Origin of the sequence: Croceimicrobium sp. (genome assembly GCF_965228705.1) — a bacterium.
Classification (GTDB): domain Bacteria; phylum Bacteroidota; class Bacteroidia; order Flavobacteriales; family Schleiferiaceae; genus Croceimicrobium.
On record NZ_OZ245832.1, the window covers coordinates 1,291,821 to 1,318,016 of the forward strand.

The 26,196-nt window shown below is 43.9% G+C and carries 23 protein-coding genes and 2 tRNA genes; 14 read left to right on the top strand and 11 right to left on the bottom strand.

The features are described 5' to 3' along the window. Position 1: 1 nt before the first annotated feature. Positions 2–124, bottom strand: coding sequence for a hypothetical protein (locus ACO05P_RS05845; protein WP_421754054.1), 123 nt, complete (start codon positions 122–124; stop codon positions 2–4). A gap of 98 nt (positions 125–222) precedes the next feature. Between ACO05P_RS05845 and ACO05P_RS05850 the strand changes: the two genes are divergently transcribed. The 4 genes from ACO05P_RS05850 to rlmB are packed head-to-tail and all read left to right on the top strand — an operon-like array spanning position 223 to position 4,566. Continuing rightward, positions 223–915: a uracil-DNA glycosylase gene (locus ACO05P_RS05850; protein WP_421754055.1), complete on the top strand. Its 693-nt coding sequence runs from the start codon at positions 223–225 to the stop codon at positions 913–915. Further along, a complete protein-coding gene (locus ACO05P_RS05855; RefSeq protein WP_421754056.1) occupies positions 897–2,495 on the top strand; it encodes a BamA/TamA family outer membrane protein in 1,599 nt (532 codons plus the stop codon). The genes ACO05P_RS05850 and ACO05P_RS05855 overlap by 19 nt, the downstream gene beginning before the upstream one ends. 30 nt (positions 2,496–2,525) lie before the next feature. Continuing rightward, the gene (locus ACO05P_RS05860) at positions 2,526–3,860 is read left to right on the top strand and encodes a GWxTD domain-containing protein (protein ID WP_421754058.1); all 1,335 of its coding nucleotides are present in this window, start codon (positions 2,526–2,528) and stop codon (positions 3,858–3,860) included. Further along, positions 3,817–4,566, top strand: coding sequence for a 23S rRNA (guanosine(2251)-2'-O)-methyltransferase RlmB (gene rlmB / locus ACO05P_RS05865; protein WP_421754059.1), 750 nt, complete (start codon positions 3,817–3,819; stop codon positions 4,564–4,566). The genes ACO05P_RS05860 and rlmB overlap by 44 nt, the downstream gene beginning before the upstream one ends. Before the next feature lie 222 nt (positions 4,567–4,788). Here the strand turns inward: rlmB and ACO05P_RS05870 are convergent, their stop codons facing one another. Together ACO05P_RS05870 and ACO05P_RS05875 are read right to left on the bottom strand one after the other, a co-directional pair. After that, a complete protein-coding gene (locus ACO05P_RS05870; protein WP_421754061.1) occupies positions 4,789–5,721 on the bottom strand; it encodes a T9SS type A sorting domain-containing protein in 933 nt (310 codons plus the stop codon). Between the two features lie 100 nt (positions 5,722–5,821). Then, positions 5,822–7,804, bottom strand: a complete 1,983-nt coding sequence (locus tag ACO05P_RS05875; RefSeq protein WP_421754062.1) for an O-antigen ligase family protein — start codon at positions 7,802–7,804, stop codon at positions 5,822–5,824. A 99-nt stretch (positions 7,805–7,903) separates the two neighbouring features. Here ACO05P_RS05875 and ACO05P_RS05880 point away from each other — a divergent pair, with 99 nt between their 5' ends. Genes ACO05P_RS05880 through ACO05P_RS05895 form a run of 4 tightly spaced genes read left to right on the top strand, consistent with a single transcriptional unit; the run spans position 7,904 to position 12,226 of the window. Next, the gene (locus ACO05P_RS05880; protein WP_421754064.1) at positions 7,904–10,270 is read left to right on the top strand and encodes a M1 family aminopeptidase; all 2,367 of its coding nucleotides are present in this window, start codon (positions 7,904–7,906) and stop codon (positions 10,268–10,270) included. Between the two features lie 40 nt (positions 10,271–10,310). Further along, positions 10,311–10,739, top strand: a complete 429-nt coding sequence (locus ACO05P_RS05885) for a hypothetical protein (protein ID WP_421754066.1) — start codon at positions 10,311–10,313, stop codon at positions 10,737–10,739. 22 nt (positions 10,740–10,761) lie between these two features. Continuing rightward, positions 10,762–11,130 (top strand): hypothetical protein, encoded by a 369-nt coding sequence (locus ACO05P_RS05890; RefSeq protein WP_421754068.1) that lies wholly within the window; start codon positions 10,762–10,764, stop codon positions 11,128–11,130. After that, positions 11,093–12,226, top strand: coding sequence for a glycosyl hydrolase 53 family protein (locus tag ACO05P_RS05895; RefSeq protein WP_421754070.1), 1,134 nt, complete (start codon positions 11,093–11,095; stop codon positions 12,224–12,226). Before ACO05P_RS05890 ends, ACO05P_RS05895 begins: the two co-directional genes overlap by 38 nt. Here ACO05P_RS05895 and ACO05P_RS05900 read toward each other — a convergent pair. After that, positions 12,223–14,322, bottom strand: a complete 2,100-nt coding sequence (locus ACO05P_RS05900; protein WP_421754072.1) for an HD family phosphohydrolase — start codon at positions 14,320–14,322, stop codon at positions 12,223–12,225. The genes ACO05P_RS05895 and ACO05P_RS05900 overlap by 4 nt on opposite strands. Before the next feature lie 171 nt (positions 14,323–14,493). Here ACO05P_RS05900 and ACO05P_RS05905 point away from each other — a divergent pair, with 171 nt between their 5' ends. From ACO05P_RS05905 to ACO05P_RS05920, 4 genes are all read left to right on the top strand, one after another. Beyond that, on the top strand, positions 14,494–15,672 hold the full coding sequence (locus tag ACO05P_RS05905) for an acetyl-CoA C-acyltransferase (RefSeq protein ID WP_421754074.1): 1,179 nt from the start codon (positions 14,494–14,496) through the stop codon (positions 15,670–15,672). A 4-nt stretch (positions 15,673–15,676) separates the two neighbouring features. Further along, complete coding sequence (locus ACO05P_RS05910) at positions 15,677–16,456, top strand: NlpC/P60 family protein (protein ID WP_421754075.1); 780 nt, start codon at positions 15,677–15,679, stop codon at positions 16,454–16,456. A gap of 151 nt (positions 16,457–16,607) precedes the next feature. Continuing rightward, positions 16,608–16,988, top strand: coding sequence for a transposase (locus ACO05P_RS05915; protein ID WP_421753340.1), 381 nt, complete (start codon positions 16,608–16,610; stop codon positions 16,986–16,988). A gap of 340 nt (positions 16,989–17,328) precedes the next feature. Further along, positions 17,329–17,913 (top strand): transposase, encoded by a 585-nt coding sequence (locus tag ACO05P_RS05920; protein ID WP_421754886.1) that lies wholly within the window; start codon positions 17,329–17,331, stop codon positions 17,911–17,913. Between the two features lie 57 nt (positions 17,914–17,970). Here the strand turns inward: ACO05P_RS05920 and ACO05P_RS05925 are convergent, their stop codons facing one another. The 7 genes from ACO05P_RS05925 to ACO05P_RS05955 form a co-directional block, all read right to left on the bottom strand. Continuing rightward, positions 17,971–19,509, bottom strand: a complete 1,539-nt coding sequence (locus tag ACO05P_RS05925) for a T9SS type A sorting domain-containing protein (RefSeq protein WP_421754076.1) — start codon at positions 19,507–19,509, stop codon at positions 17,971–17,973. Continuing rightward, positions 19,506–20,084 (bottom strand): hypothetical protein, encoded by a 579-nt coding sequence (locus tag ACO05P_RS05930; RefSeq protein WP_421754078.1) that lies wholly within the window; start codon positions 20,082–20,084, stop codon positions 19,506–19,508. Before ACO05P_RS05930 ends, ACO05P_RS05925 begins: the two co-directional genes overlap by 4 nt. A 254-nt stretch (positions 20,085–20,338) precedes the next feature. After that, positions 20,339–22,567: a heavy metal translocating P-type ATPase gene (locus ACO05P_RS05935; protein WP_421754080.1), complete on the bottom strand. Its 2,229-nt coding sequence runs from the start codon at positions 22,565–22,567 to the stop codon at positions 20,339–20,341. An 81-nt stretch (positions 22,568–22,648) separates the two neighbouring features. Continuing rightward, positions 22,649–23,215: an AraC family transcriptional regulator gene (locus tag ACO05P_RS05940; protein WP_421754082.1), complete on the bottom strand. Its 567-nt coding sequence runs from the start codon at positions 23,213–23,215 to the stop codon at positions 22,649–22,651. Between the two features lie 32 nt (positions 23,216–23,247). After that, positions 23,248–23,949 carry a transglutaminase-like domain-containing protein gene (locus ACO05P_RS05945; protein WP_421754084.1) on the bottom strand — a complete coding sequence of 234 codons (702 nt, stop codon included), beginning with the start codon at positions 23,947–23,949 and terminating at the stop codon, positions 23,248–23,250. 39 nt (positions 23,950–23,988) lie between these two features. Beyond that, positions 23,989–24,732, bottom strand: coding sequence for a helix-turn-helix transcriptional regulator (locus ACO05P_RS05950; RefSeq protein WP_421754085.1), 744 nt, complete (start codon positions 24,730–24,732; stop codon positions 23,989–23,991). Next, a complete protein-coding gene (locus ACO05P_RS05955) occupies positions 24,729–25,607 on the bottom strand; it encodes a cation diffusion facilitator family transporter (protein WP_421754087.1) in 879 nt (292 codons plus the stop codon). The genes ACO05P_RS05950 and ACO05P_RS05955 overlap by 4 nt, the downstream gene beginning before the upstream one ends. Positions 25,608–25,923: 316 nt before the next feature. Between ACO05P_RS05955 and ACO05P_RS05960 the strand changes: the two genes are divergently transcribed. Together ACO05P_RS05960 and ACO05P_RS05965 are read left to right on the top strand one after the other, a co-directional pair. Beyond that, positions 25,924–26,013 (top strand) — tRNA-Ser (locus tag ACO05P_RS05960). Further along, positions 26,014–26,091: transfer RNA gene (locus ACO05P_RS05965), tRNA-Pro, on the top strand. Positions 26,092–26,196: the final 105 nt, after the last annotated feature.

Genomic DNA, 26,196 nt, shown 5'->3' on the forward strand with positions numbered 1-26,196 from the left:
CTTAGACATTCACCTCCCCAGACTCTGGTACTGCAGTATAAGCAGGACACTTTTCAGCTCCACCACAGGAAGTTACCGCTAAAGCCCCCGCTACTAAAATCACTGCTACCAATACTTTTTTCATAATTCTTTTGATTAAAGAGTAATTAAGATAGATTGCAACAAAGTTAGCCAAATATAGCTAACCTCAGTTCCTCTATTGTTAACTCAAAAATGCCGATTGTGGTATTCTATCAGGACCTTCTCCTACAGGCTCATCCTTCATGGCGTCCTTTTTTGGAAGTGGAATTTCAAAAGGAATATTTTCAAGAACTATTGCGAAAAATTAATAGCATTAATTCTAGCATTCCTGTTTATCCTCCGGCCCATTTATGGTTCAAAGCTTTAGAATTTTTTTCGATAGAGGATTGCAAAGTGGTTATTTTAGGACAAGACCCCTATCATGGGGCCGGTCAGGCACATGGCTTGGCTTTCTCCGTTCCAACCGGTACCGCTTTCCCTCCTTCCCTGCGAAATATTTTTAAAGAATTACAAAATGACCTGAATATTCCGGTCCCTTTCAGTGGAGATTTAAGCCCCTGGGCCAAGCAAGGTGTACTTCTCCTCAATGCCAGTTTAACGGTAGAAGATGGCCATGCCGGGGCGCATTTAAAATGGGGTTGGGAAAAGTTTACGGATGCCCTAATCGAGCATCTGGCTCAAAGGCAAAGGGAATTGGTTTTTATTCTTTGGGGAAAGTATGCTCAAAGCAAGAAAAAATACATTCCCACCGAAAAACATTTTGTGTTGGAAGGCGTTCATCCCTCACCCTTATCAGCCCACCGAGGCTTTTTTGGCAGCAAACCCTTTTCCAAGACCAATCAATATCTCGAAAAACAAGGCTCCAAGGCAATTCAATGGCAGGTCGACTTCTAAGCTTCTTATTCGCCCTTTTGCTCTGCTCTGGCTTAAAAGCACAAGACTATACCATCCTGAGCGCCAAAGCAAGCTGGACTCGGGAACTGGAGGAAATTCTGCAAGACAGCCTCAGCCCGGCCCAATTGCGTTGGAAAATTCAGCAAGCGGGATTTTGGCTGCATTATTGGAAAGGCGATAGTCTATTTAGTGGAACTAAACTTCAAATTGGCGAACTACAAATTCTTACGGATCAAGACAGTCTGCATTATAAGCATCCGGACGCACTCCATTTAAATGACTCAAATTTCCGCTTAGTTCTGAGCAAGAAATTAAGGCAACAGTCTAATTTGGGCTTTCCATTTGCGGCCTTTCGGCTGATTGATTATCAGTTGCTTGATGATAAGCTGAATGCCAGCCTGCTATTAGAAACCGGACCCTTTATTCAATTTGACTCCATCGTGGTTCTGGGTTATGAGGAGATTCATCTGCCCTTACTTTACCAGGAAATCAACTGGCAGAAAGGAGCCGCTTACAGTGATACCTACCTTCAAAATTTACCCGACTATATTGGTCGTACGGCTTATTTGCAAATGGAAAGAGCACCGGCTATTGCTTTCTTTCCAAATAAAGCCCGACTCTATTTATACCTCAAGAAACGCAGTTCAAACCTCATTAATGGGGTTTTAGGCTTAAACACTGATGATGCAGGAAACACGCAACTAACTGGCGATTTCCAGCTTAAGCTGCTCAATCTTTTTAACCGGGGCGAAGGGATTGATTTACGTTGGCAAAGTCCGGGAGCCCAGGCTCAAGAATTTGAATTGGGATTTCGTTATCCTTACCTATTTAATAGCCCCTTAGGTTTAGCCGCCCAAATTGAAATCTTTCGGCAAGACAGCAGTTTTGTGCGACAGGAATTTAAACTCGACCTCCCCTATCGTTTGGCACAGGCGGCGCACTTTAGCTTAGGTATAAGTTATTTCAGCTCGGAACCTCTGGGAATTACGGATGCCAATCAACAAATAAAATCCGTACAAACCCTGCGCTTTAATCTGGGCTTTGATATCGACCGTCGCAATGATGCCATTGTAGCTAGAAAGGGTTATGCCCTACAATTAAGTTTAGGCAGCGGTCAAAGGCAAAGTGAAGGACAGGAAAGCCGACAATTTGCCTGGGAGTCAAACTTTCAATATTTCGCTCCCTATAAACGCTGGGTTTGGCATCAGGAAATACAAAGCGCTGGACTTAGTGGGCAAAACTTACAAGACAATGAGGTTTTCCGAATTGGTGGACTACGAAGCCTGCGAGGTTTTAATGAATGGACCTTTTTTAGTCCCGCCTACGGAATTCTGCGTTCCGAGCTGCGCTATATGTTGGGTTCTTACGATTATCTTAGTGCTTTCGCAGATTTGGGATTTACAGAAAGACAAGCTCAAGATCGCGGATTATGGGATCGACACAGCGGTATCGGATTAGGCCTTAATTTTCAAACGAAAGGAGGAATTTTCTCGTTATTTCTGGCAGTGGGTCAGAGCAATCGGGATAGCTATGATTTCAGAGCCGGAAAAATTCATCTAGCCTATGTAAACCGTTTCTGAGCCTGATGCTTAATACTTAACTTTGCTACCATGTATAAAAGATTAGTGTTTGCTTTACTATTTGTGGGACTCTGGCAATGCCGGGGCCCGGAAGGCTTGCAAACCAACAATCTTTCCTACCTCTACAATAAACAAGAAGTGGGCCTGCGCCCCAAGTTTAGTATTCATCCTATCAGTGATACTTTGTTTGAGGTACATTATCAGGTGCAAACCGACAATTTCTTATTCTCTCGGCCTACCGACGAATCGGATTATGAAGCGAGGATAAAGATCGAATACCGGCTCTTACCTTCTATTGAAAGCTCCACTCTTTTAGACAGTGGTTGGGTTCACATCAATCATCGCGTTCCAAAAGTGAAGAACGAAATTTTAGAAGGGCAGTTCAATTTGCATATGCCGGATGACCTTGAAAAGGCCATGCTTTACCTTAAGGTTTACGATCTCAATCGCGGCAGCAGTCAGGCAAATTTCCTTTGGATTAATAACCGGAATTACAATTCCCCCAGTTATTTCGAATTATTGGACAGTACTAACCGTCTGCTCTTTAAAAGTCATATTCCTGCAGGATTACCTTTTAAGATTCGTCATTGCCTGCTGGATAACAAAGAAATTTACGTGAGTCATTATCGACGTGAATTCCCCCTTGCTTTGCCTCCTTACTCCAGTAATCAGGATGAATCTTTTGATATTAAGCCGGATACTACCTTCCTCGTGCCAACCGATCATTTGCTCAGCTTCAAAGAACCTGGCTTTTACCATTTCCGTTTAGACACCAGTCAGTGGCAAGGTTTTACTGTACAATATTTTTACCCCGGCTTTCCATTAGTTGGAAATCATCAGCAAATGGCAGAGCCCTTGCGCTACCTCACTACTCAGAAAGAATATTCTGAAATGCAATCTTTAATGAATCAACCCGAAGCTTTGAAAAAGTGGATTGATGATTTTTGGATACGCAAGGGAGGCAGTTCCGAAAGAGCCAAAGCATTAGTTGCAGCCTATTACCAAAGAGTAGAAGAAGCGAATAAACATTTTAGCTCCTACCTTGAAGGTTGGAAAACCGACCGTGGAATTGTGTATATCATTTATGGCCCGCCTAATGCTGTATACCGCTCTTCATCTGGTGAAGCCTGGGTATATGGAAATGAAAATTCCTCCCTCTCCTATTATTTCAACTTCTTACACTTAGACAATCCTTTCAGCGATAATGATTATTCGCTGGAAAGATCCAATCAATACCGTTACGGCTGGGGTCAAGCGATCGAAGCCTGGCGAAGAGGCCATATCTACAACTCGAAAGATATTCGTCGCGAACAAGATGACTATGACCAACTCCAATACCGAAGCCGATCTCCTATGTGGTATTAGGCCCCTGCTCGAAGCCATTGAAGCAGGCAAGGAACTCGATAAAATTTACATTCAGAAAAACTTACAAGGAGCGCTCTTCAAGGAATTATGGGGCGTGATCAAGGAACATAAATTGCCCTATACCGTAGTTCCCAAAACCCGTTTGGACAAGTTTACCCGTAAAAATCATCAGGGGGTAATCGCCACTATCAGTGTGGTACAAAGTGTAGACCTTAAAGAAGTGGTACAAGCTACCTGGGAAAAAGGTGAAGACCCACTGATTGTAATTCTGGATCGCGTGAGTGATGTGCGGAATCTAGGGGCTATTGCTCGCACAGCAGATGCCGTGGGCGCCCATGCTCTGGTAACCACCATGCGCAATTCTGCGGCTTTTAATATGGATGCCATGAAAGCCTCGGCGGGTGCCCTTAATCACTTGCCCGTTTGCAAGGAAAGCAACCTCAATGAAACAGTAACCTGGCTGCAAATGAGTGGCATTCGCGTGGTTTCTTGCAGCGAGAAAACGAATCAACTATCCTACGATACCGATCTCACCGGTCCCCTGGCCTTAATTATGGGATCCGAAGATAAAGGCGTTGCTCCCGAACGCTTAAAAGCATCAGATGAAGTGGTGAAATTACCCATGCTGGGAAAGGTAGGTTCGCTGAATGTTTCTGTAGCTGCCGGAGCAGTTCTCTATGAAATCGTGAGACAGAGAAATCTTTAAACATCGACTTCGTCGAAAGCAGGAATTTCACCAAGGCCCTATTGGCAGCTTAGCTTGGATTAATGAAATCTATTACCAAAGTCGAAATGTAATCCAACAGGGAGCTTGCGACCGATCTAATTAGTATCTACTAAATACTGAAGAAACCTCAAGTTTCTTCCCAAAAAAACCGTCCCGAATTAAATTCGAGACGGTCCATAATATCGTAGTATTTAAATCCGATTAGTTCTTCTGCCACTTTTTAACGGTGAGTACAGAACCGGCTTGCTGCACACGTAGTAAATACATGCCTTTAGCAAGATCGCTAATGGAGAATGTCATTTCACCTTGGGAACCTTCGGCCTTAAATGACTGAATGAGACGGCCATTAAGGTCTAAAACCTCAAAGCTGGTTTGTGCATTCGCTTGATCGTAGGATACCTTTAAGTAGTCCTGCGCTGGATTGGGGAAATAACTAAAGTTGAAAAGCGGACGCTCTAGCAGACTCACATTGTCCGAAATCTCAAAAGCAGCCACAGCAACGTGCATGGCTCCACTATTTTCCAAAACATTCATATCGTACATGCCCTGAATCACATTAGTGGGAGCACTAAAGTCAGCGGTGAAAGTACTGGCATTTTGTACCGAAATATTGCTAAAGTTTTCGAGTACCAGGTTGCCTTTACTCAACCATACTTTTTGAATTCCGGTAACGGCATTTTTAAATGATCCGGCCGGAACGCTAATTGTCATACCATTTAGGGTATTCCCAGGCTTCACACCATTGGGCTGCATTTGAATGCTATTGCTAGCGGGTGGCTGAATGGTGAAAGCCGATGGATCGAATGTCACCGTACTACTTCCAGCCACAACAAATAAATTGTAACTACCCGAAGGCGCATTAAGAGGTACCACCAGGGTTCCGGTAATTTGGGTTGGGCTGCTTACCTGAATATTGGAAAAACCGGTAATGCTGCCTTGGCTAATGGTAAAAGAACCTTGACTGTACTGCAATTGTACCGTAGCAGATCCTGCTTGATACTGGGTATTCTGACCCGAAATAATAATAGGCAAGCTCTGTCCTTGGCTGCCGATATTCGGTTGAATACTGGATGACTGCGCCATGAGGGAGCCTCCAAATAAACAAACCACAAAGAGAAGTAATGCTTTAGGCATATAGTGAAATTTCAGAGTTAGTTCTGAAAATTAATGGTTTTCTGTGAAATAGAAGGGCCTCCAACTTTCTTTAACAGTATGGATGCGTGAACTTGAGCTTTTAATGAGTTGCTGCTTGACGGGCGAAATATTCCAAAGCTGGCTCATTCCTTAAGTCATAAGCCAAGATATAATGCAGGCGGATCATTTCTTTATCATCCAAGGTACTAAGGTCCTTTGCCTCTTCTGCCGCCCACTTCTTTATGATGGTAAGCACATAAGTCTCATACATTCCTCTATCCTCATCAAACTCGGCTGCCTTTTCACGCAGGATGGCATAGGCTTGCGCCGATTGGGCATTATTAAAATAGCTCGAGGCCAGGTTAAGAATCCCCTCTTTGTAATAGGGCGAAATTTCGATGGCCCGACGATAATAAACCAGAGCACTATCTACTTCTCCCATTAAAGTGAAAGTATTCGCCAGGTTATTAGTCACCTGTAAATTATTGGGATGCAGCTGAAGAGCGATTCTATACTCCTGCAAGGCTTCGGGGTATCTCTGCTGATTGAGATAAGCCAATCCACTGTAGAATTCCATAGGCATTCCCACCGGACTAATCTGGTAAAAATATAGGGGATCGGTTTCCTCCTTTAACTGAATCAATGCAGACCAATTAGCCTGACCATGGGCCACAATCATCTTACGGCTTATCTTCTCTCCTTTCCAACGTTCATAGCCGGCGTATGTAAATACAGCGACCAAAAGCAATAAGACTGAAAGGCTTAATACTTGCCAGGATTTGGAGGGGCCTCTACCTTTTAAACTCAGATCGGCCGAATTTAAAAGCCCTGCCGCCAGCATAAAGAGGGTTTGATGAAAAATACGCTCGCGAGGAAAGCTAAAAACGGATACTACTAAAAAGCCTGTGAGAACTGCCAATAAGAGATGGGGACTCCATTTGGCATTGCCATGGCGCATCTGCCGAAAGGCCTGTTGAACCAAAGCCAATACAAAAGCTAAAAATAATAGTATGCCGAAAGGTCCGGTCTCGGCCCATATCCAGAGGTAGTCATTATGAGGTCTTTGGAATTGTACGATGCCTTGTCGAGCGCGATAAACCTCCGAACCATACATCGGGAATTCTATTCTCCAGTTCCCAGGCCCCAGCCCTAATAATCCCTGATCTTGAATCATGGCTAGGCTATAATCCCACATCTGCAATCGTTCACCGGTGGTAAAACTCTTTTCGGTGCCGCTAGTTTCAATCATCCGACTTTGTAGGGCCTTCCCCTCACCTGTTTTGGTCAAGACCACTTTGTATTGCACCAGGAAAATCGGAATGAGCAGCACTAAGCACAGAAACCAAAGGCTTCCCCTAGCATAGCTGAGTTTTGGAATCCATCTCCGCAGTAAATAAGTCAAACTAATGACCGCAATGCCAGCCATTGCTCCCAATAAGGCAGACCGGGAGCGCGTAAAATAGATTAAAGCCAAGCTTATGATAGCCACCAATATTCCGAGGATTCGTGCAGGCCATGGTTTTTTCCCTTTTGGATGCTTAGCGAGTAGACTAAAAGGAAGCAAGAGTACTAAGGCCGAAGCCAATAAATTATGATGCGCCATAGGGCCACGCAGTTCCGTAAATGGAAAATTTTGCAGCTTAGCAGTCCAATGTGGAAGAATGTTTTTAGTGAGGGTAAAAGCAATTATCAGGAGTAAGGAAATTAGGGCCGACCAGGCCAAATAGCTCCTTTTACGATCATCCCATTCCTGGCTCGAAACCACAATAAATAAAATGAAATAGCCAACATCTTTAAGCAAGGGTACTACAGTTTCAGTACCAGCACCATGCCAGAGCCACGAAATTGTTTCAAGCAAGAGAAAGCCAAGGAAAAAAAGGGCCGGAAGAGACTTTAAGGCCTTAAACCAGGCCGCTTTGGGATAACTGAAGCCAATTATTAACAAGAGGAATAGCCCCAGTAAAAACATACGCGGATGCAGGGCTGGATCAAGGGCCATATCATCCCGCATTAAAACCAAGCTCGGGGGCAGAAGGATAATGAGTAAAGCAGGGATTAAGGAAAGAATATTGCGTTTGCTCATATTGGGTTTCAGGCTTAGCGCGTCCTAAATTATAAATATTGATCGGAGTCGCTAGGGTGCTCGATTAGCTTCTTATCTTCGGGCATCAAATTTAGCATTATGCGAAAGCTTCGATATATCGTTTTCCTCCTGGTTCCATTTCTATTGCAGGCCCAGTACAATTGTATGGACAGCAAGCAAGCTGTGCAGGCCCTCTCCACTCCTAATATCAATAACAATGCGAAGAGCGACACCTTTGATATCTTGGATTATGAGCTCTTTCTGGACCTTTATGGAATTGCCCAACAAGAATTTAAAGCCGAAGCCCGAATTCAATTTACGCCTCGTATTGCCAATGTCAGTCGACTTAATCTCGACCTCTGGAAGCTTCAAGTTGATTCCGTGAAATTTCCGGGCCTTTCTGGCAGCTACAGCTATAATGATTCCCTTCTGCAAATTGATTTTAGCAATGCACTAAACCTGGGAGATACCGCCGCGGTGTGGATTTATTACAGTGGCTATCCTCAGGGCGACCCTTTAAATTGGGGTGGCTTTCATGCCGCGCAGGGCTATTATTACAATTTAGGAGTAGGCTTCGGATCCAATCCGCATACCTATGGCCGAGCCTGGTTCCCCTGCTATGATAATTTTGTAGAGAAATCTACCTACAGCTTAAATCTACTCAGCAAGGCCCCTATGCGCCCTTTATTAAGCGGCGATCAAATCACTCGCAACACCCAAGGAGATAGTATTCTAAGCTCAGCTCGCTTAGACAAACCCATTCCTACCTACCTCATCAGTTTTGCCCTGGCCAATTATCAATTCTTAAGCGATACCGTGGCCGCAGCCAATGGAATTTTAGACATCTTATTAGCCGCTAAAGCCGGAGATACCAGCAATTTAAAAGCCTCCTTTGTAAACCTCAAGCCCACAATTCATGCCTTTGAGCATTATTTTGGTCCTTATCAATGGCCGCGGGTTGGCTATGCTGCTACTACCGTTGGTGCCATGGAACATGCCACTAGCATTTCCTATCCCATCAATTTGATAAATGGCAACCTCAACGGTGAGGATATCATGGCCCATGAATTGGCGCATCATTGGTTTGGGAACCTTATTACCTGCGAAACAGCAGATGATATGTGGATCAATGAAGGCATGGCGGAGTTCAGCTCCCATCTATATACCGAGCAAGTTTATGGTCGTGATGAATACCTGGACATCGTGCGGGAAAATGCCTGGAACGTACTTCTCAATGCCGCCAGCCGTGATGGCAATATGCACCGTTCCCTCTATGGAATGCCTCATGAGTATGTATACGGCTATCATGTCTACCAAAAAGGCGCCATGGTAGGACATAATATGCGCCATTATCTTGGCGATAGCGTATTTTTCCATTCCCTTCAACAGCTTTTTAGCGACCATGCCTATGGTAATTTAAACAGTGTGGATTTCCGTGATGAGATGATTCGAATCAGTGGAAATACCGACTTACAAGAGTTCTGGCAAGATTGGGTTTTCGAAGCGGGCTATCCGCAGTTTAGTGTAGAGGATTGGTCCTATCAGGATTTAACCCAAAGGGTAAATCTCAGCTTAAAGCAAAGGACCTATGCGGCTCCCAATTATTTCAATCAGGTACCCGTGGATATAACCTTCTTTAAGGCAGATGGTACTCACTTTACCCAAAGGCTGATTCACTCTGGTAAAGAGAGTCAGCATAATGGTATTCTTATCCCCTTCAAGCCGATTGCCGTGCTGGCTTCCTACAGCGGTTCTTTATTAACGGCAACAGGTAGAGATCATTTACATTTTGATCAGGCCGGCAGCCAAACCGCCAGCTATGGAGGCATGACGGTAAGTACCGAGAATTTTGTAGATACCGGCTCTGTAGTGGTGATGCAACACTTGGTAGCAGCAGAAAAAGATTCTGCCAATCCCTTTGATTTCCGCTTGGGACAAAAGCATTATTTCAGTGTTCAGAATCTGTATTTCCAACAAAGCACCTTAAAAGGAGAATTGCGATTTGATGGCAGCACACGTGGGATGGACCAGGATTTATTGCAAAATGGAAACGATAGCTTGGTGGTGCTTTATCGCCCGAAAGGAGCCCAACAATGGAACTTATATCCACATCAGCAAAAGCAAGCCAGCAGTCCCAATTCACGCATTGGCAGCTTTATCTTAAATCCTTTGTTGAGTGGCGATTATGTATTAGCCAACAGCGATGAAAGTCTGGCCTTAGAAGTAGTAAACACAGAAAACCAAAATATTCGTCTGTTCCCCAATCCGGTTCAAGACAGTCTAACATTAGTATCAGAAAGTGGTCCTATGGACTGGCAAATCGAATTGATTACTCCGGCGGGGCGTACCCGTATTCAAGAGAAGTATGAGCATCAAACGGAATTAAAAATTAGCATGGAGCGTTTTCCTGCTGGCAATTACATTCTTAAGGTGAATGGTCAGGAGTTTAAGATCGTTAAGATTTAAGGAAAAAGTCTAACTTCGGTACCCTTATAAATCTACAATTATGTTGACCAGTCTAATGTTAAGCCTTATTGGCCTCATTACTTTTAGCTCGGAGCCGGTATTAACCGAACTTAGTACCACTGAATGGGAAAGTCAATATGCCAATGCAAAGGCTTATTACAGTTTTCAATGCAGTAGCGAAGATTCAGGAGAGAAAGGAAGCTTAAAGCTGAAGTATGATACTAAGGAAGAGCTTCTAAATTGCGATTGTAGCAAGGGAAGCAATATTCAGATTCAGACCAATAAATTTGAACATTTGGATGCGCCTTTTAAAGGGATTGACTTCGATTTACTGAGCAATTTCTTGAAAGAGCATAAAATGAAATTATACAGCTTTACTCTATATAATATTGAGGAAGAAGCGCATATCCTTTTAGAAATGAAAAACCGCCAGGGAGAAACCCAGTACTGGCGCTATCAGAAACACTAAACCTTAGAATCCGAACGTAAACATGAAATGTCTCGAGCTAAAACCTAAGCGAAGCTTAATTAAAACCGACCATCGTTTTATTGCTAAAATCCCCCTAATGCCCAATCGCTACCTCTGGGAGCGCATGGACTTTAGCTTAGGATTATTGGCCAGCGATAAAAGAGATACCTTATTGGTAATTACCGATAACGAAGATTTCTTGAAACGCTATTCCAAGTACTACCAAGAACGATTTGAAGTAGCCGAACACGGAGATGATTATTCTGTGGGTGCCGACTTCGAAACCATTTTTGGGAAGGTTAGCTTCGACCAGGAAGTGGAAGTAGAAAACGATGATGATGAAAACTATGAAAATGAGGAATCTGAAATGGATGATTCCGATATCGACTAAACATAAAGCCTTCCTAATGGGAGGCTTTTTTTATTTCCTTCTTGCAAGTCTGATACTTAGCGGATGCCGCAAAAACGAAGCTAAAGGAACAGCAAAAGTACCCGATTCCAATACCAAGGACTTTTATCGCGCCGCAGATCTTTCATCCTGGCCCGAGATAAGTGCGGCCAATCTCAGTTTCTTTAAAGCCGATGGCGAAGAGGGTGAATTCTTGGATATCCTTCAAGATGCCGGAATAAATACAGTCCGATTACGACTATGGGTAGATCCGGCGGGACCTCATTCCAGCTTTTCCGAAGTCGATAGTTTTGCCCAGGTACTGCAGAATCGTGGTCTCAAAGTTTGGCTTAGTGTGCATTGCACTGACCATTGGGCTGATCCTTCCAATCAAGAGATTCCGACCCGCTGGTCTAATCTAAGCTTTGCCGAACTTCAGGATAGCCTCTATCAGTATTTCGCTCGAATCAGTGCACAAATTCAGCCAGACATTATTCAAATCGGGAATGAAATCAATCCAGGCTTGCTCATGCCCTTTGGCTCACGATGGGAGCAATTGCCACAGTTTCGCTCCTTAATCGACACGGCCTCAGCTGCCATTCGCAGGCATAGCCCGGAAAGTGAAATTATGCTCCATTGCGCTGGTCCAACCGTAGCTCCGGTTTATTTCCTGGATTTAAAGGATTTAGACTTCGATCTAATCGGGATTTCCTATTACCCCATCTGGCATGGGAAATCCTTTTTTGACCTAACTAATGTTTTCAATAATCTGGATGCCAACCTAAAGCAAGGGATTATGATTGCCGAAACGGCCTACCCCTTTACTCTGGATTGGAATGATTGGACGAATAATATTGTAGGACTACCGGAACAATTAATTGATACCATACCTGCCAGTCCGGCTGGTCAAAAACAGTTTCTAACCGAAATTCGTGCTCAAATCGAAGCACAGGACCGAGGTCGTGGTTTTTGTTATTGGGGAGGTGAACTCATTGCCTGGAAAGGTCCGCAAGGTGAAAATGCTTCCCCCTGGGAAAATCAGGCTCTCTTTGATTTTAATCGCAAGGCATTACCGGTATTGGAAGTATTCGCTCCCTAATCAGGATACTTGATACGCACATGATAGATATTCATGAGCATTTTCTTGAATATCTTTTTCACCGTACGAATCTCCCTCAAGGTTATAGGCGCATTTTCGAATTGCCCGCTTTGAATTTGACTGTCGATCAAACGCTCCACCAATTGATCAATCTTATCATGATCCGGATTGCTTATACTGCGTGAAGCTGCTTCAACCGTGTCGGCCATCATCAATACCGCCGTTTCCTTGCTAAAAGGCTTTGGACCGGGATAAGTGAATTTATCCAGGGCCTTTTCATCCGAAGGAAAATCTTTGATGTACTGGCGATAGAAATACATCACTGTGGAAGTACCGTGGTGGGTGCGGATGAAGTCAATTAAAATATCCGGCAAACGATGTTGCTTGGCCATGGTAATCCCTGCCGAAACATGTCCGATGATAATCTCTGCACTTTCCTCAAAACTTAATTCATCATGAGGATTGATTCCGGTACTTTGATTCTCAATAAAATACATGGGGCTCTGCATTTTACCAATATCATGATACAGCGCTCCGGTACGCGCTAAAAGGGCATTACCACCAATGGCCAGACAAGCATTCTCCGTAAGATTCGCTACTTGCAATACATGCTGAAAGGTTCCAGGTGCGGTTTCCGCTAATTCGCGCAAGAGAGGATTATTGGTATCACTCAATTCTAATAAAGAAATCTCAGATACCAGACCAAAGAGGCGTTCCTGAAAATAGATCAAGGGGAAAGATACCAAAGTGAGCAGACCATTTACCATAAAATAAGTGAAGACCCGATAATTGATATCCCAAATAGATCCCTCCTGAAGAATAGCCAGACTGAAATAGGAAATCGCATATACAGCGGTAATCTTACCCGCGGTAATAAACAGGTCTCGACGCTTATACAGATTATTCACCAGAAGTACAGAGAATACCCCAGCAATAAATTGCAGAAAAACGAACTGAAAACTATTGGGAACCTGGAAACCAATAATCAGAATGGTCACCGTATGCACAAAGAGCGCCAATCGAATATCGAAGAAGGAACGCATTACCATGGGTAAAATGGCAAAAGGCACCAGGAAAATATACTCTTCTTGAAAGCGACCTATGAAGTAGGCCGCTAAGACCATGATCAAGATATTGAGCAAAATAAAAGTGAGTCGCGAAATATCTTCTAATACCAAACGCTCAAACTGACGTAGGTATGCGAAGAGGGCAAAAAACAGAATGCCCGCCAATAGAATTTGCCCGGATAATAATCCGAAATAAGAATCATCGCCACTAAGGCTACCCTCATATACTTCTTGCAGAGATTTCAGCTTGTTAAAGCGATCCTGATCTACCAGATTTCCTTTGGCAATAATCAACTCCCCTTCTTCTACCATTCCGCGGGTAGCGAGGATATTATTCATCTGGTTCTCCAGGTATTTCTCTGTGGTTTCTTTATCAAAAACAATATTGTAGCGAAGGCTCGAGGCCACCCTGGCCGCTAAAAAGCTACTTACTGCCGCGGGGTAGCGATCTTTTAATCGCTCACGAACCGCATGATCGGCTTCATTAATACTGAAGAACTGTTCCCATTCTACATGCTCCGTAACCTGACCTCTCAGCAATAAAACCTCTCCATATGACTGTGCTAAGGGTTCATCTTCCAGAGGTTGCAATACTCCTTTTTTAAACACGGTAATCAGAGTGCTTTTGCCAGCTTCCAGCATATTATCATGCCAAAAGCTGGTATCGCCTTCTTCTAGGATAAAGCTAAACCGACCTGCTTTTAAAGCTTGCTCCCAAGCCGGTTTAAACTCGCTTTCATATTTAGCCAATGCGATACCTTCCGCTTCTTCCTGAAATTTTAAAAAGAGTGTTTTCTGCTCCGCCAAATCTCTTTTCTCCTTGGCTATTTCAGTATCACCCTTCTGAATGGCAAAATCAAAAGGAGCTAGCAAATTCTCATGTTGCCAGGGTTTAGCCTTCTGAAATTCATATTTAAATTTGGCCTCTCGTGGACTGAGGTAAACCACAATAATCATCGCTCCCAGAAAAAGTAAGGCAGTAGAAATCTGGGTTTGATAGTTCTGAATGATCAGTAGGAGCTTTCGCATGGCGATTGGTCTAATTGAACGGCTTATTTTGTGTAATTTCGCCCACGTTGCTAAGTAAAGATAAATCTTAGAATACCGCATGATCTCGGACCACGAGTCGTTTTTCAAATTTCAGATCACATTCCAAATGGAAGGCGGTATTTTCTGTAACCCTTCTAATAATAACCTCTCATGAAAGAAGTAGTAATCGTATCCGCGGTTCGTACCCCTATTGGTGGATTTATGGGCAGTCTCTCTTCCCTTTCCGCTACCCAGTTGGGCTCCATCGCCATTAAAGGTGCCTTGGACAAAATCAATCTTAATGCCTCCGAAGTTCAGGAAGTATTAATGGGAAATGTTTTGCAAGCCAATGTTGGTCAGGCTCCTGCTCGTCAGGCGGCTTTAGGTGCGGGAATTTCCAATGAGGTTCCTTGTACAACTGTAAACAAAGTTTGCTCCTCAGGCATGAAAGCCATTATGATGGCCGCTCAATCTATTAAAGCAGGTGATGCTGATGTGATCGTTGCAGGTGGTATGGAAAGCATGAGCAATGTTCCACATTACCTCGAAGGTCGTAATGGCGTGAAATTAGGCGATATCAAAGCTAAAGACGGCCTATTACGTGATGGTTTGATCGATGTTTACAATCAAACACATATGGGTAATTGCGCTGAGCTTTGCGCTAAAGACATGAACTTTAGCCGTGAGCAGCAAGATGAATTTGCCTTGGAAAGCTACCGTCGTAGTGCCGCTTCCTGGGAAAATGGGAAATTTGCCGAGGAAGTAATTCCCGTTTCAGTACCTCAACGTAAGGGCGATCCCATTATCGTGGACAGAGACGAAGATGTATTCAAAGTAAATCACGCTAAGGTTCCTACCCTACGTCCGGTATTCGACAAAGAAGGTACCGTAACTGCTGCTAATGCTTCTAACTTAAATGATGGCGCTGCCGCATTGGTAATCATGTCGGCCGAAAAAGCAGCAAGCTTAGGCTTGACCCCTATCGCCAAGATCAACGCATATGCGGATGCAGCTCACGAACCAGAATGGTTTACAACTGCTCCAGCTAAGGCCTTACCTAAAGCTTTGGCTAAAGCCGGAATCGATAAAGATCAGGTAGATGCCTTCGAATTAAATGAAGCTTTCTCAGTAGTAGGCTTGGCTAATATTCAGTTATTGGATATTGATGCCGCTAAAACCAATGTAAACGGTGGTGCCGTTTCTATGGGTCACCCACTGGGAGCTTCCGGAGCTCGTATCATCGTTAGCTTGATCAGCGTATTGAAGCAAAACCAAGGTAAATACGGTGCTGCCGGTATTTGCAATGGTGGTGGCGGAGCTTCTGCAATGGTAATTGAAAACATGGCCTAAATCCATGGTTAAAGGCATTTCCAAGCTTAGCGCTATTCCCATGCGATCTGATCCCTCCGATGCTGCGGAGATGGTAAATCAATTGATCTTTGGAGAAACCTACGATGTTCTGGAACAGCGTAAAAAGTGGATTCGCATTCGTTTGCACCACGATCGCTATGAAGGATGGATCGATAGGAAGCAAGCGAGCTTTATGGATGATGCCCAGGCCGAAGCGCAAAAGAAGACGCCAATCTTTATTGCCTCCGACCTTATAGAATTAGTATCCCGAAAAGATGGGGGGAGCTTCTTCCCCATCTTTTTGGGTTCTTATTTGCCCGGTCTTGATGCCGAGCATAATTTCACTTTGGCCGATGAAGTATTTCATTACAATGGGCCTACCCTTTCTAAAAAACAGAGCCGCGAACAACTCATAGAAACGGCTTTCCTTTACCTCAATGCTCCCTATCTATGGGGTGGCAGAACGCCAGCTGGTATCGACTGTTCAGGTTTTACCCAAATGGTATATCGCTTGGCAGGACATTCCATTCCTCGCGATGCCTGGCAGCAAGCAGAACTGGGGGAAACCCTAAGTTTCATTGAAGAATCAGAACCCGGCGACTTAGCCTTCTTCGATAATAATGAAGGTCGAATTGTACATGTAGGTATCATCCTTCAGGATAATTACATCCTCCATGCCAGTGGCAAAGTTCGCCTCGATCGCCTCGATCAAAGTGGCATCTTCAATGCCGAGGAGCGTGGACATACCCATAAGCTGCGGGTGATTAAGAAGATTATTAAGTAGAGTGTAGAATCTAGAGTTTAGAGTCTAGATGTGAGATGTGAGATGTGAGATGTGAGATGTGAGATAAAATTACATTTCCAACTACCAACTACCAACTACTGACCGCGCCTGAAAAAAGTTGACACCTATTCTCTCTAAAACCAAGAGAAAAATGGGACAAAAAGAAAGCTTAAGACGTCAACGTGTATTTAGTGAGACCTTGCGCAAGGAAGTGGTCAAACAGATTGAATCGGGAGAACTTCGGGTATATCAAGCCTGTAGGCTTTACGAGATTAAATCACCGCAAACGGTTTATAACTGGTTAAACAAGTATTCTCGTACCTTGAAGACACAAACACGCATAGTAGTGGAAAACAATAGTGTTGACAAACGTCTGAAGGAATTAGAGGCGCGCACCAAAGAGTTAGAGGCTGCTTTAGGACGAAAGCAGTTAGAAGCCGATTTGTACCGCCATATCGTAGACCTGGCCTCAGAAGAATATAAGGTGGATCTAAAAAAAAGTTTTGGCGCCAGAGCATCCAAAGGCAAATAAAGCTGGAGACAAAGACTGTAGTGTCGATCAGGAGAAGCTGTCATTTGCTGGGCTTTAGCCGGCAGGCCTACTACAAGCCCCAAGCTCTAAGAAGGGAGCTTGTTGGGCTTGAAGACGGCCTGCGTAGCCTGATCCTGTCCGCGCGTGTGGCCTGCCCTGGCTTAGGCTGTAGACCCATCTATTATGCTCATGCGGACAGCTTTCCATTGGACGGGATAAGTTCGAGGCACTAGCTGCTGAACTGGGCTTACAGGTTAAAAGGAATACGAGGTATATCCGAACCACCAAAAGCGATCAACGTAAGTTTGACAACCTTCTCATTGATAAACAAGTACGATCCATCAATGAGGTTTGGCAAGCCGATATGACCTATTATCTGAACGGGTCAAAATGCTATTATTTGATGTTCATCACCGATGTTTATTCTCAAAGGATCCTAGGCTATGGGGCTTATAGCAGAGCTAGCGCAGTCCACTTCAAAGAAGTTTTAAAGCAGGCCATTGCCACTCGAAAGAAAGCCGGCTACACCAACTTAAGCGGTCTTATTCATCATAGTGATGGAGGCCGACAGTATGAAGAGCGTAGCTATCGTGAGTATTGCAAAGGCAAAGGCTTAAAGCAAAGTATGTGTTACTATTCTTGGGAAAACCCCTATGCAGAGAAAACCAATGATTTGATTAAAAACCGATACCTCAATTACTGGAAGCCTACTAACCTTCTTGAGCTCCGACTATGCCTCAAACAAGCAGTGGAACACCATAACAAGTTCCAGCAAAAGCGAGCATTGAATAATAGCACCCCAATAGACTTTGAATGGAAAATCAAATCCATGGAATCCAGTCCAAGTAATTACACCTTAAACCTTAAGCCCAGTAAGCCTAGAACTAAAAACAAAAAGTATAAATTAGTAGAAATATCTGAGTAGGTAGTGACAACCATTTTTAGGCGGCATCATACCAACTACCAACTACCAACTACCAATTCACCTCTTCAACAGCTTTCTTTGAAAGTGATTCCCATCCTTATCTTCTAGCCTTAAAACATACAAGCCTATATCCAGGTCTGGCCAGAAGCATTGGTATTTATAATCTCCAGGTAAGACTTTTTCTTCGTGAATTAAAAGTCCAGTCTGATTAAACAATTGGATGGAACGTAAGCCATCCAATTCAATGAAAAAGTCCACTTGAAATGGATTAGGATAGACTTGAATATCCGGATCTACTTGCTGCCAATCGATTAGCTTTCCATCCTTAGTTAACCTGCGGATAAATGAAATGGATGGGCCTATAAAATACTCAGGCTTATAAGGACTGGGGAACTTTATTCGACCTAATACAAAGAGCGTATCATTAAGCTCGAAAACCTCTTCAAGATGACCTCGGTAATCTCGACTAAGCATATCTCTGGACCAGAGTTTCTCCCCTTGCCAATTGGTACAGATTAAGGTATTGTCATAAAAAGTTCCTACTTCATCATAAAAGGCCTTTTGTCTCGACAAATACACCCGCTCCTCAGTTATTCCGATTACATCGTATTTGTATTGCAGACTGTCTGATCTCAAGTTGGGACTGGGATAGTAGTAGGCAAGCGAATCCCGAGATTCCTGATAATTAGAATCAAAGGACGTACGCATTAAGTACTCACCATAGCTGGTATTATGGTCGGCCGAAAATAGACTTCGCCCCACAAAATAATTTGTGTCGGCCAAGTTCTTTAAATGCCTGTTCCTGTAAAAGGGAGGCTTATAAACTTGGGTCGGATTTGGCCTGCCTACTTCAAATAAAAATAGGGTATCAGCTTGCTGAAAACGCAGTTTCCCTAGTTGCGGATCAAAGTCAAATTCTCCCATACAGCGCTGAAACTCCTTTCCAGTTAATCCCTTCAGATTGAAAGAGTGCTCCTTAACGAAATCTGCTTTCCCAAAATCAAAGCGCATTAAATAAAGACTATCTCGATCGAGGATATTATAGTCGCGATAATTTCCTGATGGACTGTACACATCGCAATCTCCGGCCAAAACATAGATTTTCTGATCCACCACATAAGGTGTCTGGCTTAAAGCTACCAGAGACTTTGCATACAAGTCTTGTGGAAATTCATTTTGCAAACCGGTTTCTGGATTAAAAAACACGATACCCAAAAAACCTGAACCGGTGATTTGCTCTATCAATAAATTGGGAGCATATTTCACATAATTACTCGATAGTCGAATAGAAGGATAGCCCCGATAGGAATCGGTATGCTTTAGAACAAGTTCTCCCTGCAATTTCCCCCCGCGAACATGGCCGGAACCTTCTATGGGATATACATGAGGCTGAGTTTTGTATACATCGCCATTCGATCCGTATACTTCAAACACAAAGTCGTTTGCAGTTCTAAAAATGAAATTCTGGAAATACGAATGAGTCATTCCAATGTCCCAATGAGGAACGACTATAATATCTTCCGGATAATAGCGATGCTCCTGAGCGATGGAATTCATTGCCCATAAAAAGAATAGAACTAGGGTGATTCTTTTCATGGGTAACTCAAATCATTAATTCCCTCAAAGGCCGAATTATACCTGAGACTCATAAAACTTTCTCTTAAACCACTTTCTTGATTTAGGGCCCATATCGAATCCGTTTCTAAGCTGATTTTTGAATTAACATCTAAATCCAACCATCCTTGATAATTTGCATAATGTCTGATTTTGAATTTACCATCTATATATTCTTCTACATCTACATCATAAAGGAAATACTCTTCGGCCTCACTGGGCTGATCGTCAAGCCAGTCGGACATATAGCGAGCCTTATCAAGCTTCATCTTATTCGGAGCCAAGATCTTAAATCGAAAAACGCTTCCACTCCCCGCCAATTTAAATTCAGTACCATTCGCCGAATAAACTGGATTCAAGCCCTTGGTATACAAGAAAAGCTCGTACAAATATCCAGAACTATAAATGCTATTTACTGCATATCGATAATTGACCCTATGCTTGGCTAATTCATAGGTTTTCCCTTTAAAATGAAGGCTTCCCTTAACTTGTACTTCCTCCTTGGAACAAGATTGAAGTAAGACTAAGGCGGTGATAATTAAAATGTTGCGAAGCATTCCCTTAAACAGTTCTGCTTAAAAATACTTCATCTGGAAGGAGCTCAAACTAGGACTCAATAGTATTCGATAAACCGTCGTTTTTCTTCGATGAACGGTAATCTATAAACAAGACCTCTTAATTTACCCTATGGGATAAGCTTCACCCAGACTCCTTTATTCTATCTAAACTCTAACAGCGTAGCGCTCTATACTCTAATAGCGAAGCAGTCTAACATCTAACAGCGAAGCGGTCTAAATTCTAATTTCTATCCTCACAAATCTCTTCCCCTTAACCTCAAGCTATTCAGCACCACTGATACGGAGCTAAAGGCCATGGCGGCACCAGCGATCATTGGGTCTAGTAGAAAGCCTGTAAAGGGATACAGGATTCCCGCCGCAATTGGGATACCGATGAGATTGTAAATAAAGGCCCAAAAAAGATTCTGATGAATGCCCTGAAGGGTGAGTTTAGAAAGATGAAAGGCCTTAGGAATTAAGCGCAAGTCGGAGCTCATTAAAGTCATGGGAGCTACTTCCATTGCAATATCAGAACCATGACCCATGGCAATACCCAGATCGGCCTGCGCCAAAGCTTCAGAGTCGTTTATGCCATCTCCTACCATGGCCACCTTTCGGCCCTGAGCCTGTAAATCGCGTACTATCGAACCTTTATCCTGAGGAAGCACCTCCGCTCTGAAATTCGAGATTCCGAGTTCCTCCGCCCAATAAGCGGTAGTTTGGGCATTATCACCACTAATAATCATAAGCTCCAATCCGTCTTTTTGCAAAGTTTGCACCGCTTCGGCCGAACCTGCCTTTAATTGATCGCCAATAGCAAACTGAGCAATAATCTGATCTCGATTAAAGAAATACAATACGGTGGCTCCTTGTTGGGCCCATTTTTGGGCTTTCGCCGATAGGTCTTGTGCTGGGCTTAAATTCCAATCCGCTAAGAACTGAGCATTTCCACTGGCATATTCCTCACCACTAGCTATTGAGATTTTCACTCCCCTTCCTTCAATGGCTTCAAAATTCTGTTGCTCCGTGGCTTTATAGCCCTGGGTTCTTAGATGACGCACCAAAGCCGTTGCTAATGGATGTTCTGACTGTTGTTGCAAGGCTAATAAAATCGGAGCAAAATCCTTTTCAGCTAATTGCCATTCGGCTTCCAAAACCTCGGGTTTACCTCGGGTGAGGGTACCGGTTTTATCCAGAAGTAAAAGATCCACTTCACGGGCTCTTTCCAAACTTTCTGCATTGCGCACCAAGATATTATTCTCAGCGCCCTTACCAACCCCTACCATAATGGCGGTAGGCGTGGCTAAGCCCAAAGCACATGGACAGGCAATCACCAGAACCGCAATGGCGGTATATAGAGCACGAGCAAAGGCTTCCTCCCCACCCCAGATCATCCAAACTCCAAAAGTGAGAATGGCAATACCGATTACTACCGGCACAAAAATTCCGGCAATTTTATTGACTAAATCCTGAACCGGAGCTTTACTGCTTTGGGCTTCTTTAACTAAGCGAATAATTTGGGCCAAAACGGTATCCTCCCCAATTTGGTCGACTTTTAATACAAAGCTTCCCTTCTGGGCCAGAGTTCCGGCATAAAGTTTATCTCCCTCTTCCTTACTAATGGGAATCGATTCGCCAGAAAGCATACTTTCATCAATCGAAGCCGATCCTTGATGCAAAATTCCATCAACCGGAATACTCTGCCCGGCCTTTACCCGCACCAAATCCTCTGCTTTTAAGTCTTCAATTTCTACTTCCTCCTCTTCACCATCGCGAAGGCGAATCACCTGCTTGGCCTGAAGGTTCATGAGCTTTTCCAAAGCCTGAGAGGTACTGCTTTTCGCCCGCTCTTCCAGGGTTTTACCTAAACTAACGAAGGTGATAATCACCACCGCTGCTTCGAAATACACATGCGCTTCTAAACCACGTGAAATCCAAAATTCGGGGTAAAAAGTGTTGAACAAGCTAAAGGTATAGGCAATACCGGTACTTAGGGCTACCAGGGTATCCATGGTCGCCAAGCCATGTTTGAGTTGTTTCCAGGCATTGCGGTAAAAATGCCCACCGAAAATAAAGAGAACTGGCAGTGCCAAGACGGCCGAAATCCAGGGCCCCCAACTCCAAGTGCCAAAAAACATCCCGATCACAAAAACCGGTAAGCTTAACAGGGCGGAGCCTAAAGTTTGCTTTTTCAGTTCCTTATAGCGCCGCTCTTGCTGCTCCTTACGTTTCTGATCTTGCTCGCGATCTTTAGCCTCCAGATCGAGGTCGTAGCCAATACTTTGTAAGGCCTCTTTTAAAACCTGAGGGGCTAAGTTTTCGGCGTACTTTACTTTAACAGTATGTGCAGCGAAATTCACCTCCGCTTCTGCAACCCCATCGGTATGTTGTAATATAGATTCGACACTGCTGGCGCAGGCGGCACAGCTCATACCTTGCACTAAGAAAGTGTCTTCAATTGCATTATTATCTATTGTAGCCATAAGCTTAATTTTCGACTACAAATATCCGAAGGCGACCATCCGATGACGAATGGTATTTTGATGGATGCTTATGGAATTTTGCTAGATCGCGTCCAAAGGTTTGCGTAAATGCGAGAAATTACGGCGAAACTCCGTGGGTGTCATACCAGTTTCCTTTTTAAACTGCGCCGATAAATAGGAGGCATTGCTATAATCCAGGGCATGGGCAATATCGCCCAGATCTAATTCATTGTACACCAACAATTCCTTGGCCCTCTCCATTTTTAATTTGGCGAGGTAGCGCTCAATCGTTTGCCCTTCTACACTGGAAAAAACCCTGCTCAAAGAGGAATAGTCTTTATGGAAGTGATCTGCCAGATGGACCGACAAATTGGTTTGAGGACGTTTATCCGCTTGGTAATAAACCCAATCGAGTAGCTGGACTTTAATTTGTTCAATCAGAACTTTACGGTGATCATCCAAAAGCTCAAATCCCTGTGCTTCCAATTTCTCCTTTAACTCTGCTTTTTGGTTTTCATTTAAATCCTGCGATAAAAGCACGAAGCCTAAATCCACATTAAAATCCTCAATCTGCATTTCCTTCAATAGACCTTCCACCGCCATTACGCAGCGCTGGCAAACCATATTCTTGATCACTAATTCCGGCATGGCACAAAGGTCCGAAAAATGCAGGCATGACCCTAGACTTTGGAACGGATCTTATTTAATCTTCGATTTAATCTATGCCGAATGAAATTCTGATATAAGAACTTTTTAATGGCATTAAATTGCTGTCTATGTCCCAGGTAAAAGGCATCGGGATTGAGGTATAATCCAAAATCTTGATTGATCCCCTCACTTTGAATAAAAGTATCCGCTCCTTTCCATTGTATGGGAGGATTGGCAAAGTCGTATGTATAAACCCCGTATCCGCAAAAACGACCTTCACAATCGGCAAATTGTTTTTGCAAGGATTTCAAATAGGGATCATCCAATATGAAGCCTTCCAGTTTTAACCAGCGCCCCTCATAATAAACTTCTACCCAGGTATGGAGAATGGATGGAGGGGCCATTCGGTACCAAATTCCGAAAATCGCACCCTCTTGCAAGGCCTTGGCAATGGTGAAGCCATGCAAACGACAAGGTATGGCACAGGCTCTGAGTAGGGCCATAAACAAGCTTGATTTAGTGTTACATTGGCCATAGCCATCTTGCAATACCTCCGAAGCGGGAATGGCATCTTCACGATTATAACCGAAGGCAATTTCATTGCGTACGAAATCATATATCGCACCTATGCGATCGTAGGCATCCAGTTTCATCCAATCTCTATTCCGAATCAAATCTTGAATAGAGGGATGCTTAAAATCTAAAAGGGGGCTTGGAGCCAGATAATCTTCCATCTTTATTTCTTTAGGACAAAACTCCGCTGGCGGCTTTTCCTAAACTTGAATAAAGTGGCTATTCTTTAAAACCTCTTTGGGACTAAAGCCAAAGTTTTCTTTAAAGCTCCGACTAAAATGGGCACTGTCGCTAAAGCCCGCCGCATGTGCCATTTGAGTTAAGTTGCCCTGCATTCCCGACTCCAATGCCAGCTGCAAGCGATTCCAGTTTTGGGCACGACGATAACTAATGCCAGTTTGAATTTTAAAAAGATGTAAAAACCGACTGGGTGATAAATGTACTTGCTCCGCGATCTCCTCCAAGGAAACAATACGTTCCCGGTTCTTATCAAGATGGGCTAAAGCCTGATTAATGCGCAGATCTCCCTTATGCAAGGCGTCTTCACAAAAACAAGTATAGGTACGGATGAGGCTGCTTAGGTTCTCCGATTGATGTAAGCCATCCTCCAACTTCTCCACGCACTGGATGATTAGCTCTATAGCCTTATGCTCAACTTCCATTAATGGCGACCGGGCCAATGCCGACCAAAAATGCCCAATAGGATGCGCGGGATTAAAAAGCAGATGCAAATGTTGTCCCTGAGAAAGGATACGGTGCTTATGCTGTGGCTGTAATAGAATGGCTTTGTCCGAAGTCTGGATTCCCTTATCGGCTTCAATTTTCAGAGACTCATCCAGGGCAAAGCTTAGTTGCAGGGCATAATGTTGATGCCAATGGTTCTGCTCCAAATTACCGGTAAACCAACCAAAGCCTGGCTCAATATGCAGGTAATTGCCCCTCATTTCATGCTACACTCCTGCCCTTCGGTTTCCAGTTCGAGGGTAATATGATTAAAATGATAGGCCGCTAATTGTTTTTTGAGATCCAATTTCACCTGTTCCATTTGCGCTAAATCTTGAATGCCTTTGAGGCGAACATGACTGCTAAATACGTGGTGCTCCCCTTCTAAGGACCAAATATGGGTATGATGCAGAGCCTCCACCCTATTTACCGCCAGTAGCTCGGATTCCAATTTCTTAAGATCAAATTCGGCTGGCACCCCTTGTAGAAAAAGAAAGAGGGTTTCCTTCAGGCGCCTGAAAACTCCATAGAGGATATAGAGGGTAATGGCCAGCGAGAGGGCCGGGTCCAAATAATCGATTGGCTTGAAATGGAGGACAATCGCCACGATGAGTACGGCGGCCCAGCCTAAAACATCTTCCATTAAATGCCAGGATATCACCTTTTCATTAAGGCTTTTTCCGCTGGTCATTTTCCAGGCCGCATAGCCATTTACAGCGATGCCCAATAGAGCGAGGTAAAGCATACCTTGGGCATCGGAGGCTTCGGGCTGAATCAGTCGTTCTATGGCCTCCTTAATCACGAATACGGAGCCAATAATGAGCACGACACTATTGAGTAAGGCTCCTAATAAGGAAAAGCGAGCATAGCCAAATGAAAACTGCTTATCGGCCTGTTGCTTAGACTTGCGCTGCAAATACCAGGCGGTACCCAGAGAAAGGCTATCTCCTAAATCATGAATAGCATCCGAAACAATGGCCACGCTATTAACGGCCATACCTCCGATAATCTCAATAATGGTAAAAAAGAGATTGAGGAAAAAGGCCATACGCAGATTTCCCTCGGGTGCATGATGATGGTGATGATCGTGAGCCATAAAGCAAAGTTAATCGGAAAGCAAGGATTGATTTATTTTGCCAGCCCTACATTCAATTGGAAGCTAACAAAAAGCTGGTAAGAGAGGAGTGACTACAAACTATGAATCAGTGTTGTACAAACCTATTGTTCAAGCGAGACAGGCGAACTACCAAATACTAAATACCAATTACCCTTAAGGCGTCTAAAGTCTGTAGGTTCTTTTTCTCCATTTTTTTCGATTTACTATTGTGTAGAATCAAAGTCTGTTTAAATTTGCAGCCCCAATAACGGAAGTACTTCAACCAAGCGCTTCCACGTTCTTTAAGACGAAACCCGGTGAGATGGGTGAGTGGCTTAAACCAGTAGTTTGCTAAACTGCCGTACGGGCAACCGTACCGCGGGTTCGAATCCCGCTCTCACCGCCACGGGGCGTAGCGTAGCCCGGTTATCGCGCCTGCTTTGGGAGCAGGAGGTCGCAGGTTCGAATCCTGCCGCCCCGACCAAAAAGTCCTGATGAGAATTCTTCAGGACTTTTTTTATGCCCACCACCGAAGCAAGCTTGCTTGACTGAGGCTTGGTGGGCATAAAAAAAAGCTGCTGTGACTGAA